The organism is Pseudomonas helvetica (assembly GCF_039908645.1).
Classification (GTDB): domain Bacteria; phylum Pseudomonadota; class Gammaproteobacteria; order Pseudomonadales; family Pseudomonadaceae; genus Aquipseudomonas; species Aquipseudomonas helvetica.
The window spans coordinates 2,766,381-2,783,964 of record NZ_CP150917.1; the positions used below are offsets into that span (position 1 = coordinate 2,766,381).

At 59.9% G+C, this 17,584-nt stretch carries 12 protein-coding genes and 1 pseudogene; 11 read left to right on the forward strand and 2 right to left on the reverse strand.

Annotated features, from left to right (window positions below; genetic code table 11):
- Positions 1 to 264 precede the first annotated feature (264 nt).
- The 7 genes from pqqA to AABM55_RS12765 all read left to right on the forward strand — a co-directional run bounded on the left by pqqA (position 265) and on the right by AABM55_RS12765 (position 6,447).
- Positions 265 to 336 (forward strand): pyrroloquinoline quinone precursor peptide PqqA, encoded by a 72-nt coding sequence (pqqA, locus tag AABM55_RS12735; protein ID WP_003253598.1) that lies wholly within the window; start codon positions 265 to 267, stop codon positions 334 to 336.
- A gap of 54 nt (positions 337 to 390) precedes the next feature.
- Complete coding sequence (pqqB, locus tag AABM55_RS12740; RefSeq protein ID WP_103318005.1) at positions 391 to 1,305, forward strand: pyrroloquinoline quinone biosynthesis protein PqqB; 915 nt, start codon at positions 391 to 393, stop codon at positions 1,303 to 1,305.
- 35 nt (positions 1,306 to 1,340) lie between these two features.
- The gene (pqqC, locus tag AABM55_RS12745; protein WP_347929759.1) at positions 1,341 to 2,093 is read left to right on the forward strand and encodes a pyrroloquinoline-quinone synthase PqqC; all 753 of its coding nucleotides are present in this window, start codon (positions 1,341 to 1,343) and stop codon (positions 2,091 to 2,093) included.
- On the forward strand, positions 2,090 to 2,362 hold the full coding sequence (pqqD, locus tag AABM55_RS12750) for a pyrroloquinoline quinone biosynthesis peptide chaperone PqqD (protein WP_054596934.1): 273 nt from the start codon (positions 2,090 to 2,092) through the stop codon (positions 2,360 to 2,362). Before pqqC ends, pqqD begins: the two co-directional genes overlap by 4 nt.
- On the forward strand, positions 2,340 to 3,482 hold the full coding sequence (gene pqqE / locus AABM55_RS12755; RefSeq protein ID WP_347929760.1) for a pyrroloquinoline quinone biosynthesis protein PqqE: 1,143 nt from the start codon (positions 2,340 to 2,342) through the stop codon (positions 3,480 to 3,482). Before pqqD ends, pqqE begins: the two co-directional genes overlap by 23 nt.
- A 90-nt stretch (positions 3,483 to 3,572) precedes the next feature.
- The gene (ercA, locus tag AABM55_RS12760; RefSeq protein ID WP_347929761.1) at positions 3,573 to 4,736 is read left to right on the forward strand and encodes an alcohol dehydrogenase-like regulatory protein ErcA; all 1,164 of its coding nucleotides are present in this window, start codon (positions 3,573 to 3,575) and stop codon (positions 4,734 to 4,736) included.
- Positions 4,720 to 6,447 carry a NahK/ErcS family hybrid sensor histidine kinase/response regulator gene (locus AABM55_RS12765; protein ID WP_347929762.1) on the forward strand — a complete coding sequence of 576 codons (1,728 nt, stop codon included), beginning with the start codon at positions 4,720 to 4,722 and terminating at the stop codon, positions 6,445 to 6,447. Before ercA ends, AABM55_RS12765 begins: the two co-directional genes overlap by 17 nt.
- 197 nt (positions 6,448 to 6,644) lie before the next feature.
- Here AABM55_RS12765 and AABM55_RS12770 read toward each other — a convergent pair.
- Positions 6,645 to 6,794 (reverse strand): annotated as a pseudogene (locus AABM55_RS12770) (HlyD family secretion protein); the annotation flags it as partial.
- Positions 6,795 to 6,920: 126 nt separating this feature from the next.
- Here AABM55_RS12770 and AABM55_RS12775 point away from each other — a divergent pair.
- The 4 genes from AABM55_RS12775 (at position 6,921) to AABM55_RS12790 (ending at position 12,607) form a co-directional block, all read left to right on the forward strand.
- Positions 6,921 to 8,708 (forward strand): type I secretion system permease/ATPase, encoded by a 1,788-nt coding sequence (locus AABM55_RS12775; RefSeq protein ID WP_347929763.1) that lies wholly within the window; start codon positions 6,921 to 6,923, stop codon positions 8,706 to 8,708.
- The gene (locus AABM55_RS12780) at positions 8,677 to 10,002 is read left to right on the forward strand and encodes an HlyD family type I secretion periplasmic adaptor subunit (protein ID WP_347930022.1); all 1,326 of its coding nucleotides are present in this window, start codon (positions 8,677 to 8,679) and stop codon (positions 10,000 to 10,002) included. The genes AABM55_RS12775 and AABM55_RS12780 overlap by 32 nt, the downstream gene beginning before the upstream one ends.
- Positions 10,003 to 10,040: 38 nt before the next feature.
- The gene (locus AABM55_RS12785; protein WP_347929764.1) at positions 10,041 to 11,390 is read left to right on the forward strand and encodes a TolC family outer membrane protein; all 1,350 of its coding nucleotides are present in this window, start codon (positions 10,041 to 10,043) and stop codon (positions 11,388 to 11,390) included.
- A gap of 500 nt (positions 11,391 to 11,890) precedes the next feature.
- On the forward strand, positions 11,891 to 12,607 hold the full coding sequence (locus tag AABM55_RS12790) for a response regulator transcription factor (RefSeq protein ID WP_347929765.1): 717 nt from the start codon (positions 11,891 to 11,893) through the stop codon (positions 12,605 to 12,607).
- Between the two features lie 114 nt (positions 12,608 to 12,721).
- Here AABM55_RS12790 and AABM55_RS12795 read toward each other — a convergent pair whose 3' ends face one another.
- Complete coding sequence (locus AABM55_RS12795) at positions 12,722 to 17,254, reverse strand: DUF5801 repeats-in-toxin domain-containing protein (protein ID WP_347929766.1); 4,533 nt, start codon at positions 17,252 to 17,254, stop codon at positions 12,722 to 12,724.
- Between the last annotated feature and the right edge of the window lie 330 nt (positions 17,255 to 17,584).

Consider the following 17,584-nt stretch of genomic DNA (forward strand, 5'->3'; position numbering starts at 1 on the left):
ACCGCTCGTAGACGCTGCCACAGGTTCGGGCCAAAAGATCGCAGCCTTGCGGCAGCTCCTAAGGACTCGGGATGTACTCCCGCGATGTAGGAGCTGGCGCAGCCTGCGATCTTTTGATTTTCGCGTTTAACCGTCTCGGCCCTGCCTCGTGTACCCCCTACCAAGGCACCCCGCCACCTCCTTCGAAAGTAGCATTCGGGCGTCAGTCCTCGCGTGTATTAATGCCTCTACCGGAATGCACCGGCACAAGAAGAGGATTGACCCATGTGGACTAAACCCGCGTTTACCGACCTGCGTATTGGCTTCGAAGTGACGATGTATTTCGCCAATCGTTGATGTTCCGTCCGGCCATCTGCACGGTGGCCGGGCCTCTTGTCGGGAGCACTGTCCATGCATATCCGTATTCTTGGTTCCGCCGCTGGCGGTGGTTTTCCGCAATGGAACTGCAATTGTCGCCAGTGCAGCGGCGTGCGTAATGGCCGCCTGAGGGCGCAGCGTCGTACCCAGTCATCGATTGCCTTGAGTGACAATGGCGTGGACTGGGTCTTGTGCAATGCTTCACCGGACATCCGCACCCAACTCGAGAGCTTCGCCCCCCTGCAACCGGCGCGTCGCTTGCGTGATACGGCGATTGCCGGAGTCGTGCTGCTGGACAGCCAGATCGACCATTGCACCGGTCTGCTCAGTCTGCGCGAAGGCTGCCCGCATCAGGTCTGGTGCACCGAGCGGGTCCATCAGGACCTGAGCAGCGGCTTCCCTTTGTTCAACATGCTCAGCCACTGGAACGGTGGTTTGCAGTGGCAGCCCATCGGGCTGGACAGTCAGCCATTCCCTATCGCGGCTTGCGCGCACCTGCAATGGCGGGCGATCCCGTTGCGCAGCAACGCGCCACCGTATTCACCCAATCGCGGCAACCCGCAACCGGGCGACACCATCGGCCTGTTCATCGAGGACCTGCGCAGCGGCGCGAGCCTGTTCTATGCCCCCGGCCTGGGCGAGGTCGATGCCGAGGTGCTGGGCTGGATGCAGCGCGCCGACTGCCTGCTGCTCGACGGCACGCTGTGGCGCGACGATGAAATGCGCCTGTGCGAAGTCGGCCAGAGTCTGGGCAGCGAGATGGGCCACCTGGCGCAAAGCGGCCCCGGCGGCATGCTCGACGTGCTGGAGGGATTTCCCCGTCAACGCAAGATTCTCATCCACATCAATAACACCAACCCGATCCTCGACGAAGACTCGGCCGAACGCGCCGAACTGGCACGGCGCAACGTTGAAGTGGCCTATGACGGCATGAGCATCGAGCTGTGAACGCGTTGCCCGCAGCGTTCCACCGGAGAACCGAGATGACTGACACACCACTGGCTCCCGCCGAGTTCGAACAGGCACTGCGTGCCAAGGGCGCCTATTACCACATTCACCATCCGTTCCATCAGGCGATGTACGCTGGGCGCGCCACGCGTGAACAGATCCAGGGCTGGGTCGCCAATCGTTTCTATTATCAGCTGAACATCCCGCTCAAGGACGCGGCTATTCTGGCCAACTGCCCGGATCGCGAGGTGCGTCGGGAGTGGCTGCAACGCCTTGTCGATCACGATGGCGTGCCCGGCAGCGAGGGCGGGATCGAGGCCTGGCTGCGGCTGGGGGAGGCGGTGGGCGTTGAGCGTGAGCGGATGCTCTCTCAGGAAATGGTCCTGCCGGGGGTGCGCTTTGCGGTGGATGCCTACGTCAACTTCGCCCGCCGCGCCTGTTGGCAGGAGGCCGCCAGCAGTTCGCTCACTGAACTCTTTGCACCGCAGATCCATCAATCCCGACTCGACGCCTGGCCGCAGCACTACCCGTGGATCGACCCTGCCGGCTACGAGTATTTCCGTACACGCCTGAGTCAGGCGCGGCGTGATGTCGAACATGGCTTGCACATTACCCTGGCGCATTACGTCACGCGCGAGGGGCAGCTGCGGATGCTGGAGATTCTGCAATTCAAGCTCGACGTACTGTGGAGCATGCTTGATGCCATGAGCATGGCCTATGAACTGGAACGTCCGCCGTACCACAGCGTCACCCGCGAGGCAGTCTGGCATCGGGGGATTGTCCTGTGAGCGGCATCGAACGTCACCTGCAACCGGCACTGCGTCGCGGCTTTCGCCTGCAGTGGGAAGCACGTCAGGATTGCCATGTGCTGCTCTACCCGGAAGGCATGATCAAACTCAATCGCAGTGCTGGCGAGATCCTCAGCCTGGTGGACGGTCAGCGCAATGTGGCGTCGATCATCGAGCTGCTGTCGGCGCGTTTCCCCGAGGTGCCGGGGATCGATGAAGATGTGCTGGCGTTCCTGGAGGTGGCCCATGCTCAATACTGGATCGAATGACCCGCGTCCGGGCCCGCCGTTGTGGCTGCTGGCGGAACTGACTTATCGCTGCCCGTTGCAGTGCCCGTATTGCTCCAATCCCCTGGACTTCGCCCTGCACGGTGAGGAATTGAGCACCGCCGAGTGGATCCGCGTGTTCCGCGAGGCACGGGACATGGGCGCTGCGCAACTGGGGTTTTCCGGTGGCGAACCGCTGGTACGCCAGGACCTGGCCGAGCTGATCAAGGCCGCCCGGGACATGGGCTACTACACCAACCTCATCACCTCGGGGATCGGCCTGACCACGCGCAAGGTCCGGCAGTTCAAGGAGGCTGGACTGGACCATATCCAGATCAGCTTCCAGGCCGCCGACGAGGCGGTCAACAACATGCTCGCCGGCTCGCGCAAGGCATTCGCCCAGAAGCTGGCGATGGCCCGGGCGGTGAAGGCCCAGGGCTATCCGATGGTGCTGAACTTCGTCACCCATCGGCACAACATCGACCAGATCGGACAGATCATCGAGCTGTGCCTGGAGCTGGAGGCGGATTTCGTCGAGTTGGCCACCTGCCAGTTCTACGGTTGGGCCGAACTCAACCGCGTCGGCCTGTTGCCGACCCGTGAGCAGTTGCAGCGTGCCGAACGCATTACCAATGAGTATCGCCAGCGTCTGGAGCAGCAGGGTCACCCCTGCAAGCTGATCTTCGTCACCCCGGATTACTATGAAGAACGCCCCAAGACCTGCATGAACGGCTGGGCCAACCTGTTTCTCGATATCACCCCGGACGGCACCGCGTTGCCGTGCCACAGCGCCCGGCAGTTGCCGGTGCAGTTTCCCAATGTGCGTGACCACAGCATCGAGCACATCTGGAACGACTCCTTCGGTTTCAATCGCTTTCGCGGCGATGAGTGGATGACCGAGCCCTGTCGTTCCTGCGATGAAAAACACCAGGACCTGGGTGGCTGCCGTTGCCAGGCGTTCATGCTCACCGGCGATGCCGCCAATGCGGACCCGGTGTGCAGCAAGTCACCGCACCATGGCAAGATCCTCGAGGCCCGCCGGCAAGCCGAAGCGCCGGGGCAGGGGATCGAGCAGCTGACCTTGCGCAACGAGAAGGCGTCGCAGTTGATCTTTCGCGGCTGAAACGCAGGCTACCCTTTGGTCTGATTGCATTCGCAGCGGGATGCTTTAGGCTGGCTATTACCTTCCAAAACAATAAAAACAGGCTTTCCAATGAGCCAGAATCTTAGCCAGCTGCGTAAATTCGTTTCGCCTGAAATCATCTTCGGTGCCGGCTGCCGGCATAACGTCGGCAACTATGCCAAGACCTTCGGCGCGCGCAAGGTGTTGGTGGTCAGCGACCCCGGCGTGATCGCTGCCGGTTGGGTCGCCGATGTCGAGGCCAGCCTGCAGGCCCTCGGCATCGACTATTGCCTGTACAGCGCCGTGTCGCCCAACCCGCGGGTCGAAGAAGTCATGCTGGGGGCCGAAATCTACCGTGAAAACCACTGCGATGTGATCGTCGCCGTAGGCGGCGGCAGCCCCATGGACTGTGGCAAGGGCATCGGCATCGTCGTTGCCCACGGTCGCAGCATTCTCGAGTTCGAGGGCGTGGACATGATCCGCGTACCGAGCCCGCCGCTGATCCTGATCCCCACCACCGCCGGCACCTCGGCGGATGTTTCGCAGTTCGTGATCATCTCCAACCAGCAGGAGCGGATGAAGTTCTCCATCGTCAGCAAGGCGGTGGTGCCGGACGTGTCGCTGATTGACCCGGAAACCACCCTGAGCATGGACCCGTTTCTGTCGGCCTGTACCGGCATCGATGCCCTGGTGCACGCTATCGAGGCATTCGTCTCCACCGGTCACGGCCCGTTGACCGACCCGCATGCGCTTGAGGCCATGCGGCTGATCAACGGCAATCTGGTACAGATGATCGCCAACCCGACAGATATCGCCCTGCGCGAAAAGATCATGCTGGGCAGCATGCAGGCCGGCCTGGCGTTCTCCAACGCGATTCTCGGTGCGGTGCACGCCATGTCGCACAGCCTGGGCGGTTTCCTCGACCTGCCTCATGGCTTGTGCAACGCGGTACTGGTGGAACATGTCGTGGCGTTCAATTTCAGCTCGGCACCGGAGCGTTTCAAAGTGATTGCCGAGACCTTCGGCATCGACTGCCGCGGCCTCAATCATCGACAGATCTGTGGGCGCCTGGTGGAGCACCTGATCGCGCTGAAGCACGCCATTGGCTTCCACGAAACCCTGGGACTGCACGGAGTCGGCACGTCTGACATTCCGTTCCTGTCCCAGCATGCGATGGATGACCCGTGCATTCTCACCAACCCCCGCGAGTCCAGCCAGCGTGATGTCGAGGTCGTCTATGGCGAAGCCCTCTGACGAGCAACAACGGGCGCTGACCGGATTGCTGGGGCTGGGCAATCATTCTGCGCGCAAGAGTCATTACCCGGAGCTGGCGGCCCGTCTCGACGAGCTGGAAGCCGAACGCAACCGCTACAAATGGTTGTTCGAAAACGCTGTCCACGGAATTTTCCAGGCCAGCCTGCAACAGGGCATGCTCGCCGCCAACCCGGCGCTGGCGCACATGCTGGGTTACGAGACGCCTCAGGAAGTGCTGTTCTCCCGAGCCGATCTGGCAAGCCAGTTGTTCGTCGGCGATGCGCAGGAAGTGCAGGACATCGCTGAGACCCTGCAAGCTCAACGCAGCCTGCTGGGTTATGAAACCCAGCTGCGACGCAAGGACGGCAGCCACATCGATGTGTTGATGAACCTGCTGCTCAAGCCGGATCAGGAGGGCCTGGTGGAAGGTTTTGTCGCCGATATCACCGAGCGCAAATTGGCCCAGCAACGCTTGCAGACGCTCAACGATGAGCTGGAACAACGGGTCACTGCGCGCACCGATGAATTGCTCGAAGCCAACCGTAACCTGCAACAGCAGATTGCCCAGCGTGAGCAGGTCGAACAGGCCTTGCGCGATGCCCGGGATGCAGCGCAGGCAGCCAACAACAGCAAGGACAAATATCTCGCCGCCGCCAGCCACGACTTGCTGCAACCGCTGAATGCGGCGCGCTTGCTGATCTCCACTTTACGCGAACGCCCGTTGCCCAGTGTTGAACAGGTGTTGGTCGAACGCACCCACCAGGCGCTGGAAGGTGCCGAAGACCTGCTCACCGATCTGTTGGATATTTCCCGTCTCGATCAGGCCGCGGTCAAGCCGGACATCGCCCTGTATCGCCTCGATGAACTGCTGGGCCCGTTGGTCTCGGAGTTCCAGTCGGTGGCCGGAGCGGCCGGGTTGAACCTGCGGGTACACATGGGCAATTTCGCCATCCACACCGACCTGCGGCTGATGTCGCGGATCATCCGTAACTTGCTCAGCAATGCCTGTCGCTATACCGAGCAGGGCAGCATCCTGCTGGGCGCCCGGCGACGTGGCAAGAACCTGCGCCTGGAAGTCTGGGACACTGGTCGCGGTATTCCGGCCGACCGCCTGGACTCGATCTTCCTGGAGTTCAACCAGTTGGACGTCGGACGTGCCGCCGACCGTAAGGGCGTGGGACTGGGACTGGCTATCGTCGAGCGTATCGCGAGAATTCTCGAGCACAAGGTCGAGGTCCGCTCGTTGCCGGGGCGCGGTTCGATGTTCAGCATTCAGGTGCCGATCGGCGAGCAAGTGCCGCTGCCCATCCATCAGGCGGCGCCGCAGCCGAGTACCGGCAACCCTCTGCCGGGCCGTCGTTTGCTGGTGCTGGATAACGAAGTGAGCATCCTCGAGAGCATGAGCGCATTGCTCGGCCAGTGGGGCTGCGAGGTGGTGACAGCAACCGACGAGAGCGGTGCGCTGCTGGCCTTGCAGGGGCGGGCGCCGGAATTGATTCTGGCGGATTTCCATCTGGACCATGGGGTCATCGGCTGCGACGTGATTCGCCACCTGCGCGAGCATTTCGCCGCCGCCATTCCTGCCGTGATCATCACCGCAGACCGCAGTGACCAATGTCGCCGCGCCTTGCAACGACTCGGCGCGCCGCTGCTGAACAAACCGGTCAAACCCGGAAAGCTGCGAGCGGCGTTGAGTCAGTTGCTTGGGTAGCGCCCGATCCGAGCTCTGCTTTCGATCAAGCGATCAAGCCGGCCCGATAGAAATCTTCAGAGGTCGTTAAGCGCGATCGCCAGCGTCTCTTGGCCATTTGATGACGTCATTGATCGATACGGATTTTCGGTGTGACGGACATACCGACTCGCAGCTTCACCGCAGTGGGCTGATCGGGATCGATGCGAATGCGCACAGGCAAGCGCTGCCCTGGCTTTTTCCAGATCAGCTTTCAGAACGTCCACTTGCTGCCGGGCAGCCTGTTGCTGCGCTTGCACAGTTCCCGACCCGTCAGTAGCCAGATTGCGATAACGCACATGATTGACTCCGGTCAGCTTGTAGCTTGAACTCTTCACCGACGGGGCTTGGCAGGGATAGTTCTGGTTGCCTGAGGCGATATCGCCAATTGCTACGCACAGTCGTTTGGCATGATCTAATCTCCACGAAAGATGACTTTTCTATCAGGAGTTTCAATGCGAAGCCCACCTGAAAATAGTCTGCAAAATGCGTTGAAAGCCTGTAGGAGCAGCTTTGTTTCCGTTGGTTTTTTCAGCTTATTCATTAACGCATTAATGCTTGTTCCTACTTTCTATATGCTTCAGGTGTATGGGCGAGTGATAACCAGCGGAAGTCTGACCACCCTGGCAATGCTGACGCTGATCATGACCGGACTGGTGGTCACGCTCGGCTCCCTGGAGTGGGTTCGTTCGCGCATCATGGTTCGGGTCAGTACACGGCTGGATGTGTTGCTGAGCCGCCAAGTCTATAAGGCCAGTTTCAAACGGGCTCTGGAAAGTGGCGGCATGGATGCTTCGGCCCAGTCGCTCAACGACTTGACGGGCTTGAGACAGTTTCTCACCGGTAATGGATTGTTCGCCTTTTTCGATGCGCCCTGGTTGCCTATCTATATCGCTGTGATGTTCCTGTTTCATCCCTGGTTTGGCTGGGTAGCGATAGGCAGTGCGCTGTTGTTGTTACTGCTTGCGTTTATCAATGAGAAATTGACAGGGCCGGCGCTCGCTCAGGCTAACAAGGAACATATAAGCGCGACGCTCCATACCACTAAAAATCTGCGTAATGCTGAAGTCATCGAGTCCATGGGCATGCTTGAAACCCTTATGGACCGTTGGGCGCGCCGGCAAAGAAACGTCCTTTTTCTGCAGGCCTGGGCGAGCGATCGGGGTGCCATAGTCAGCACACTTTCCAGGTCCTTCCGGATCCTGGTGCAATCATTGATCCTTGGCTTGGGGGCGTACCTGGCCGTGGATCATCAGGTGGGGGCCGGCATGGTGTTTGCCGGGTCCGTACTGCTAGGGCGCGCATTGGCCCCCATCGATTTGATCATCGGCAGCTGGAAGGGCTTTATTGCCGCCCGCTCGCAGTACGGTCGTCTCAACGACATCCTCGGCAAACAACAGGCTCAGCCCGAACGTATGTCGTTGCCTGCGCCTCAGGGGCACGTGCAAGTAGAAAATTTAATCGTCGCGGCACCCGGCTCGAAAACCCCGATCATCAAAAACATGAGTTTCAGCGTACCTGCCGGTTGTGTTGTCGGAATCATCGGTCCAAGTGCCGCGGGCAAGTCCACCCTGGCCAGGGCATTGATGGGGGTCTGGGTGCCGCTGCATGGTGTGGTTCGGCTCGATGGTGCGGACATCAGCGCGTGGGACAAACATGAGCTTGGGCCGTATATAGGCTACTTGCCCCAAGACATTGAATTATTCGAAGGCAGCATCAGCGAGAACATTGCCCGCTTCGCCGAGGTCGATTCCGAGAAGGTCGTTCTGGCTGCCAGGTCGGCTGGCGTTCACGAAATGATTTTGATGTTGCCGGATGGCTATGACACCGTCATTGGCAGCGATGGCGTCATGCTTTCGGCAGGGCAGCGCCAACGCGTAGGCCTGGCCCGTGCCCTGTATGGCAACCCGCGACTGATTATCCTCGATGAGCCCAACTCCAATCTCGACGATGTCGGTGATCGCGCCCTGGCGGCGGCCATCCAGCAGCTCAAGCTGACAGGCGCAACCGTTTTTGTGATTACCCACCGAACCAACATCGTGTCCCAACTTGACCGGCTCATGGTGATGAACGGTGGAGCTATCAGTCTCTATGGGCCACGCAAGAACGTGCTGGACGAACTAAACGCGCAGCAGCAGCAGGCGCAAAAGCATGCCGCGCAAGCAGCCGTCGCAAGTACGGCTTCGGTTGCTACCGGTAAGGGCGATGTCGATGAATCGTACGATTCCCAGTCATCAAATTGATAGCTTCGCTGACCTGGCGGTATCTGACCGGAAAGTACGTCGCCTGGGTTTTGGCATTGTATTGGTCACTTTCGGACTGTTCGGCACCTGGGCGGCGCTCGCACCACTCGATGGCGCTGCCTACGCGCCTGGCGTGGTCACCGTGCAGGCTTACCGAAAAACGGTTCAACACCTCGAAGGTGGCATCGTCAAAGAGGTGTTGGCCCATGACGGTGACATCGTCAAGCGTGATGACCCGCTGATTATTCTCGATGATGCCCAGTTGCGATTCGAATACGAGACGACCCGAAGTCAGCTCGTTGCAGCCAGTGCCATGCAGGCAAGACTCAGAGCTGAGCGGGACAATCTGTCGGTAATCGGCTTTGGCACCATGCCCGATCCCGACAGTCTGCGAGGTGCCGAAGCGCGCCAGAGCGAGACACAGGTATTCAACGCACGACGGGGATCACGGCTGGGCCAGATATCGGTGCTGCAAGAGCGTATTGGTCAGTTGAATCAACATATCAAAGGGATGGAGGCGATGATCGGTGCCAAGGGGCATCTGGATAAATCCTACAGCGGTGAAATAGTTGAATTGAGTGACCTGTTGTCCCAAGGGTTCGTTGACAAACAACGTCTGCTTGAGCAGCAGCGCAAGCTCGAAATGCTCAGGACCGAAATGGTCGATCACCGTTCCACCATTACCAAGACTCGCCTGCAGATCAACGAAACACAGCTGCAGATTCTACAAATCGATAAAGACTTCAATGCCGACGTCACCAAACAATTGGCCGAGGTTCAGACCAGGATTTACGACCTGCAAGAGAAAGCTTCCGCATTGGAGGACCGGCTCAGCCATATCATCATCCGCGCACCCGATCCAGGTATGGTGATTGGCATGACGGTGCATACGATCGGGGGCATCGTGCGCCCGGCGACACCGCTGCTGGATATTGTTCCCTCGGTTTCAGAGCTGGTCATAGAGGCCCAGGTAGCGCCCGTCGATATCGATCGCATCGCCATCGGCAAGCGTGCCGATATCCGTTTCGGCGCGTTCAATAGCTATACGACGCCGGTGATCGAAGGCGTGGTCAGCAGTGTCTCGGCAGACCGGCTGGTCAATGAAAAGACCGGGACTCCCTATTACCTGGCCCGGGTCCGGGTCACCGAAGCCGGTGCGCGCGCCTTGGGTGAGCGCAAATTACTGCCGGGAATGCCAGCGGATGTGTTGATCATCACGGGGCAACGCACGCTGTTGCACTACCTGATGCAGCCGGCCCGTAACGCCTTCTCTCAGTCGATGATCGAGGAATGACCGTGCGAGTGCTTGCAGCTCTGCCAGGCGGTCTGCTCATGCTTGCACTGGGAATCGATATTGCCTTGGCGCAATCCGCTGCGTCGGCGTCGAACGGGGTCAGTGCCTCGGCGTTCTCCACCGATCTGATGCAGCTGTATCGCGAGGCCCGGCTGGAGGACCCGCGGATATTGGCCTCGTATGCACGAGCGCAGGCGGGCAAGGAATACCAGAGGGAAGCGATGGGGACGCTGTTACCGCAAGTCTCGCTCAATGCAGGGGCGAATCGGATTCACCAGGAAAACGACCTGCTGCAGCGCAGTTTTGATAGCGAAAGCTACAGCTTGGTGTTGCGTCAGTACCTCTACAACAAGGCCGCGTGGGAGAACTACCAAAAACTCAAGAGTCTGGCCAGACAATCCGAGTCCGAAGCGCTGGAGGCTCAGGCCGAAGCTACGGTGGAACTGGCCCAGCGTTACTTCACTGCGTTGGCAGCCGAGGACGAACTGGAATTGACCCGGGCCGAACTTCGGACCACGCAAAAGAGTCTGGATCGAGTCAATGCATTGTACGAAAAGCAGTTGGCATTGATTACCGATCAGCTCGACCTCAAAGCGAGGGTCGATGGGCTGACTGCTCAGGAGCTGGATAACCAGAACCAGGTCAGCGTCAGCCGGGAGGCGCTGGCGGAGATCGTTGGTCGTCCCGTCAAGGAGAAACTCAGTCGCGTTCGCGACGATGTTCCATTACGAATATCAGCGCAGAGTCTTGAAACGTGGGTCCGCGAGGGGGTAGCGCAAAACCCGGCACTCAAGGCCAACGAAAGCAGCGTCGAAGCGGCGGGCGCTGCGTTGCGCAGCGGGAAAGGCGGGCACTATCCGACCCTGAGCCTGACTCTGAGCGCGCAGCGGACCAACGAGGGCTACAACAATGCCCTGGTGCCGCGCACCGACAGTTATGTTGCCGGTATTGGCTTGCAAGTGCCGCTTTACAGCGGCGGCTCAACCTCGGCGCGGGTGCGTGGGCTCTACCAGGATCAGATTTCGGCCGAGCAGCAACTGGAATCGGTCCGGCGCCGGGTGGTCAAGGAGATCACCAGCGCTTACCTGACCGCCAACTCGAGCGGAGAAAAGGTCAGCGCGAGCCGGCATGCCCTGGCTTCGGCACAGCTGTCCAGAGTGGCAGTAGAGAAAGCGCTCACTTACGGTATGGTCAATGCCGTCGATGTACTGACCAGCGTACGCAACGAGTTCCGGGCTCGTCGTGATCTGCTCAAGACGCAATACGATTTCGTCAGCAATGTCTTGACGCTCAATCGCTGGGCGGGAAAGCCGCCTGCCGAGAGTGTCGAGAATGTTAATGCCTGGTTGAGCCCCGGCAGCTCCAGCCAAAAACCCACATCTCCCTGATCCTGCAAGGCAAAAAACGCGGCGAGACTCACTTGCATGACTGGTGCGGGCGCCAGTTGCCATTTCGCACCAGCAGGGCGGTGAGGTCCGTGCTATTTGCTGATTTCGCCAAGGTTTGGCTCGTAGAGAAATATTGTCGCCGGGAAATTGACGATTGCGTTGCTGTTGCGCTTGGTTGCACACCACTCGTCGAGTAATTGACGACTCTGATCGAGACCAGACTTTGGTCGCAGGTCGCCCGTGACAATCCTAAGACCTTGATTTTCGAGGAGTGAGGGCAGACATCGGCCGGGCTATCCGCATGAGGCTAACGTTTACGCCTGGCGGATGGACGGCAGGCAGTATATTGGGCTGGCCTAGACTCAGTTGAGCGGCTCGAGGGAGAACTTCATCACCTGTCGGCGCTCGCACCTGTCCTTCAATCGCGTTGGTCAGGTGAGCGAGCTGTTGATCCAGGAAGGTCAGTGGGGGCCATAGTTCATTTTCAAGGGAATCGCGTAATGCCAGCCCACAGAAAACCGATACGCGTGATGCTGATCGATTGTCGTCCCCTCGTTCTCATGGGCCTTCACGACTTGATCAATGCCAAGAAGCCCCAGATGGAAGTGAGCGGCCAGGCCACCACCTATACCCATGCGCTGAATCTTGCTGATCAGTTGCGTCCCGATGTCATTTTTTTCAGTTTTTTTCCGGATGCACTGAACCCGCTGGCGGTCGTCGCGGGACTCGCTCGCAGTGCCGAAATGAAAGTGCTGGTGCTCAAGGGATTGTACGAATCCGTCCCCGTTGCCCAGGCGATAGAGGCGGGCGCACGCGGCATCGTGCTGGCGGAAGACCCGACGGAATCGATCACCCAAGCCATTATCAAGGTCTACCATAACGACATCGGACTGGACAGAGCCTGGGCTGGTGGGCTTTCCGGCTATGCCACAACCAGGTATGTCCCCCGCAGATGTAATCTGGAGCAGGCGAAACAGGCGCGGTTGACGTTGCGCGAGAGGGAACTGATTCGCGCCATCGTGGGGGACCCGTCCGCTAAATACACGTGCATTGCCGAGCGCCTGGGCATCAGCGAGCACACTGTGCACAACCACCTCAGCAACATCTATCAAAAGCTTGATCTCATCAACCGCATCGACTTGCTGATGTACGCGATGAAGCACGGGCTCACCAACAACGAAGAACCGCCCGAGTCTACTTGGGTGGAATTGGATTGAACTCCTCAAGCGTTCGCAGCGGATACGATCGTTCGGATTTCATATTAGAACGGCTGGAAGCAATGCGAGGGTGGCTCCTACGCCACCCTCGCATTTTTTCACGCGCGCGATGTATCAGGCGCCAAAAACAATGTCGCTAGCCTGAAGATCAATCCCGACCAAGGTGATGGTCGTTATTTGTCCGCCAGACTCGGCAACCGTCACGACGCTGTTTGCTCCTGTGTTGTCGATCGATTGGACAGTCGCGTTGTGGTCGCCGTTGAGCACCAGGGTGTCTCTCTGCCCTGGGTTCACATCGAACCCCGTGATCTGGTACTTGTTCTCAGTGGCTGCCAAATCGACGTTGAAGGCATCATTCACACCGGTCGTGCCAACCAGCGTGTAGTCGAAGGTTGCGTTGTGCGGGTCATTGGCGAACAGGTTGGCGTTAAACGTACTCGTCGCCGAGTCCCCATCCTTGTCCGTCAGCTTCGCGTTGAACGACAGTTTGACATCGCTGGCAAGGTTATCGGTTTGCTGAATGAACTGGATCACCGGGATCTTGACTGCGCCCCGGCCCATCGTGAGCTGGACTGCATCGATTAACGACGATCCCTGCTTCTCAACGAGGAAGGACACCTCTCCACCGGCCTCTGGCGTCAGGGTGTTCACCTTGGTGAGGTTCGAAAACGTGCCATCCTCGTAGTAGATCCTGTAGTACAGGTCCTCGGTCGCCGGGTCGTAACCCCCCACGGAGTTGTCGATAAAAACCTTCATTCCCGTCAGCAGGGTCTGGGGATTGATGACGAAACTTTCATCGGCAGCGCCGATAGCCACCAGGTTGTCTCCCTGGAGAAGGTTATTGCCGACGCCGATGCCGGACGTACTGACGTTCATGGCCGCCGGGTCGATGTACGACGGCAGGGGATTGGTCTGTAGCTGGGCCTCGGTGGGGTCGGGAGCTCCGAGCCCGATACCGGTCAGGATGTCCGAAGTCGATGCGAGCGCCTTCGCGGAAAAGAAGACAACATCCTCAGATCCCGAAGGATTCGTCGTCGGAATTACCAATGTGCGCACTGGATCCGGGCCGCCGGCAGAGAGCGAGCCGTCGGCACTGCTGAGCACGATTGTCGAACTGAAGCCTTGCACCAGATCCAGTGCATAGGTGCCATTCGCAAAAGCGGTCAGCGTGTAGTCGACGCTGGTGTTCGGTGTTGCGGCGTTGTTGTCGAAATCACCGGTCAACGTTCCTGCGAAATGGAACGCGCCATTGGCGTCCGGTGAGGACGCCTGCTCGGTGAGCGTGCCGGTCCCGGTCGTGGTCGTGTGGTCTGGCCTGACGAGGGTGAACTGGCCATTCACCAACGAAATATCCAGTCCGGTTGCACCTAGCCCGTCGGCTCCGGTTGAATGATCCCAGAACCCGTATTGCGCAAGGGTGCTACCGGTTCCGACCAGGTTGCCGTACGCCAGTGATGGGCCGTCGTCGTGGAATACCAGGTTCTGCCCGATGTTGAGGGTCGCATGGGCGCTGTCGCCGTCCTTGTCGGTCTTGGTCGCCGTCAACGTCACCAGATTGTCCGAACTCAGAGTTATCGAGTCATCGGGATTGGTGGCGTCGGGATGTATCAACGCCCGGATCTGGTCGAGGGTGACGTCGCCATTGGCAGCCACGCTGACCGTGAACACCAACAGGTTGGTCGTGGCCGTGCGGCCTTCCACCACGGTGCCGTTGAGCGACAGGTTCACCGCTTCACCGGTGGCCGTGTCCGTGAGCCCGGAGCCTCCGGCTACCACGCCCAGCGCATAGGTCAGTGTGCCGGCGCCGTCGGCGCCATACGCCGAACTGAAGTTGGCGGCAAAGTTCTGCGTGGCATTGATGGCCAGGTTTGTCTCGTCCACCGTCAGCGTTGGTTCGGTACCGGTGGTGCTGATGCTTGGTCCATCGTCCTTGAACACCAGGTTCTGTCCGATGTTGAGGGTCGCATGAGCGCTGTCGCCATCCTTGTCGGTCGTTGTCGCCGTCAGCGTGACCAGATTGTCCGAGCTCAGACTCTTCGAATCGTCAGGATTGGTGGTGTCGGGATGTACGATTGCGCGGAGCTGGTCGAGGGTGACGTCGCCATTGGCAGCCACGCTGACCGTGAACACCAGCAGGTTGGTCGTGGCCGTACGACCTTCCACCACGGTGCCGTTGAGCGACAGGTTCACCGCTTCACCGGTGGCCGTGTCCGTGAGCCCGGAGCCTCCGGCTACCACGCCCAGCGCATAGGTCAGTGTGCCGGCGCCGTCAGCGCCATACGCCGAGTTGAAGTTGGCGGCAAAGTTCTGCGTGGCGTTGATGGCCAGGTTTGTCTCGTCCACCGTCAGCGTCGGCTCGGTACCGGTGGTGCTGATGCTTGGCCCATCGTCCTTGAACACCAGGTTCTGTCCGATGTTGAGGGTGGCATGAGCGCTGTCGCCGTCCCCATCGGTCTTGGTCGCCGTCAGCGTGACCAGATTGTCCGAGCTCAGGCTCTTCGAATCGTCAGGATTGGTGGTGTCGGGATGCACGATTGCGCGGAGCTGGTCGAGGGTGACGTCGCCATTGGCGGCCACGCTGACCGTGAACACCAGCAGGTTGGTCGTGGCTGTGCGGCCTTCCACCACGGTGCCGTTGAGCGACAGGTTCACCGCTTCACCGGTGGCCGTGTCCGTGAGCCCGGAGGCCCCGGCTACCACGCCCAGTGCATAGGTCAGTGTGCCGGCGCCGTCAGCGCCATACGCCGAACTGAAGTTGGCGGCAAAGTTCTGCGTGGCATTGATGGCCAGGTTTGACTCGTCCACCGTCAGCGTCGGCTCGGTGCCGGTGGTGCTGATGCTCGGCCCGTCGTCTTCGAAGGCTATCTTGGAGCCGATTTCGGCAGTTGCCGCGCTGCTCTGCAGCACCTGGAAGCCGCCGATGTCGAAGTCGGCGTGCGTCTTGTCACCGTTCTTGTCGGTCAGCAATCCGGCGTTTTCGATCAGTACGCGGTTGTGGTCGGTCGACGTGCCGTAGGTGATCTGCGAGTCGGTCGGAACGCCGGTGACCAGCACTGTGCCGTCGGCGTTGTAGGTGATGACGGCGCTGCTGATGGTGACGCCGGCGAACGTCTTCACGGTGACGCTGCCGTTAGTGATCGCGACCTTTTCGGAGCTGTCGTCGGCGTAGCTGTTGATGAAGTTGACGCCGCTCTGTGACCCGTTGACGTTGTCGGCGTTCTTGAAGGCGGCGAGCAGTATTTTCGCGGTCGTGCCGCCCGTCTCCTGCACGATCTTGAAGGTCGCGGAGCGGGCACCGAAGTACTGGTTGAAGTCGATGTTCGCTTCGACACCTGCTTCGCCCGGGCTCAGGTTGGGGATCGTGAAGTCCGCCTTGGCACCGCTGACGAAGCTGAAGCGCAGGCCTTCCTGTTCGGTGATCGCCTGGTTGTTGGTGCCCAGGGTCGTACTGCCGCCGCCCTGGCTGCTGTTGACCGTGTCAGCACTGGTGATGGCAGCGCTGCTGGCCGACTGATCCAGTGGATCCTTGCCGGTGACGACGATCGATACACCAGGAATCCGGCCGTTCGCATCGGCCGTTGCGCCCGGGGTGGTGAACATCAGGAACAACTGCTGGCCCGACGGCGCCCCATCCAGGCTGAAATTCGAGTCTTGGCTGGCGCCGATGAAGACCTTGTTCAGCAGATTCACCGAATCGTCGGGGTTCGTAATATCCGGATGCTTGAGCGGTTGGAATTCCACGGTCCAGATCTTGCCGCCCGTGACCGGCGATCCGCTTTCTTCAATATAGGCAGCGAACACGATCGCGCCGGTTGGTCCCCCGGCTCGGCCCAAAACGATGTTGTTGTTCGTATCCGTGTAGAGAAGGATGCTGGTGCCATCGAGGGTACTCAGTCCGCTGTCCAGGCCATTAAGCGCCGCGCCAGAACTGTCGACGAAGCTGATGTCGGTAATGATTGCTCCGGGCGCAGCGGTGATGGTGAATGCATTGCTGCCCGTGTCGCCCGCGGCTCCGGTATAGCCACTCAAGGCCGCACCCATTGGGGCGCCTGCCCCAAGTGCGGTCAAACGGGTCGAGAAGGTCGAGGGCAGGGCCGTCACCAGAATGTCATTGTCATTAGCGTCTTCCGCAGGGCTTGGAGTGGCGGTGCTGTTCTGCAACCCGGCCGTTTCGTCCTGCGTAACGTTCACTCCAGTTGCGACAACGCTCAGAGAGCTGTCGGTAAACGACGTTGTCGCCACAGAGTCGTCACTGGTGCCGAACACACCATCGGCGCCCGCAGAGGTCGCGGTGAGCAGAAACGTCGCGCCTGCCGAGTCGTCGGGATTCACGTACCAGGAGGTCGTGATGCTGCCGTTGACTTTACCGTCGAGATCGCCGACGCCGCCGTCGGTCACGTACCAGGGGTCGTGCCCCTCGCCAGTGTCAGTATCGAGCACGTCATCGGGCGTGCCCCACACATTATCGGCGCCGGGGCCGGTGGCGTGCTCCACTTGAAATTCCACTGTGCTGCCGGGGGCGAAGCCGCTAGCCGTGACGGTTGCGGTACTGCCGGGCGCGTAGTCTTTCAGGTCGGAGGTGACGATTGGAGTGTATTGGGGGTCCGTATCGCTCGTTGGCGATGATGGATGCTCGCGATTAGCCATGACTCTCTCCTGAGCAATTGCGGTCATCGAGGCCTGACCGTTGACCTATAACCGCAACTATGGATAAGCGCCGGAGATTGCGCATCGGCCGAAACTCCCACGCGAGATAGGAGTTTCAGGCTACTTGGGAGGGGGAATCGGGATGAATAGGTGAAGGAGCGGCGCCGCATATTCCGTTTGTGAATGAGGGCCGGCCGCCGGTGCTCAAAGTCGCCCGGGATTTAACCGTCAACGCGTCGCGCTGAACCTGAGCGAGCTCAGGCAGCCGGGTGCGGGGGCAGTATTTCTACTGCGTTGCTGGTCGCCGAATAGACCGGAGCAGCGAAAGAG

Bases quoted from the DNA above. Each gene is read 5' to 3' on its own strand.
- AABM55_RS12780 (WP_347930022.1), top strand. From the start codon at position 8,677: ATGAATCGTACGATTCCCAGTCATCAAATTGATAGCTTCGCTGACCTG.
- ercA (WP_347929761.1), top strand. From the start codon at position 3,573: ATGAGCCAGAATCTTAGCCAGCTGCGTAAATTCGTTTCGCCTGAAATC.
- AABM55_RS12790 (WP_347929765.1), top strand. From the start codon at position 11,891: ATGCCAGCCCACAGAAAACCGATACGCGTGATGCTGATCGATTGTCGT.
- AABM55_RS12765 (WP_347929762.1), top strand. From the start codon at position 4,720: ATGGCGAAGCCCTCTGACGAGCAACAACGGGCGCTGACCGGATTGCTG.
- pqqB (WP_103318005.1), top strand. From the start codon at position 391: ATGCATATCCGTATTCTTGGTTCCGCCGCTGGCGGTGGTTTTCCGCAA.
- pqqC (WP_347929759.1), top strand. From the start codon at position 1,341: ATGACTGACACACCACTGGCTCCCGCCGAGTTCGAACAGGCACTGCGT.
- AABM55_RS12775 (WP_347929763.1), top strand. From the start codon at position 6,921: ATGCGAAGCCCACCTGAAAATAGTCTGCAAAATGCGTTGAAAGCCTGT.
- AABM55_RS12785 (WP_347929764.1), top strand. From the start codon at position 10,041: ATGCTTGCACTGGGAATCGATATTGCCTTGGCGCAATCCGCTGCGTCG.
- pqqE (WP_347929760.1), top strand. From the start codon at position 2,340: ATGCTCAATACTGGATCGAATGACCCGCGTCCGGGCCCGCCGTTGTGG.
- AABM55_RS12795 (WP_347929766.1), bottom strand. From the start codon at position 17,254: ATGGCTAATCGCGAGCATCCATCATCGCCAACGAGCGATACGGACCCC.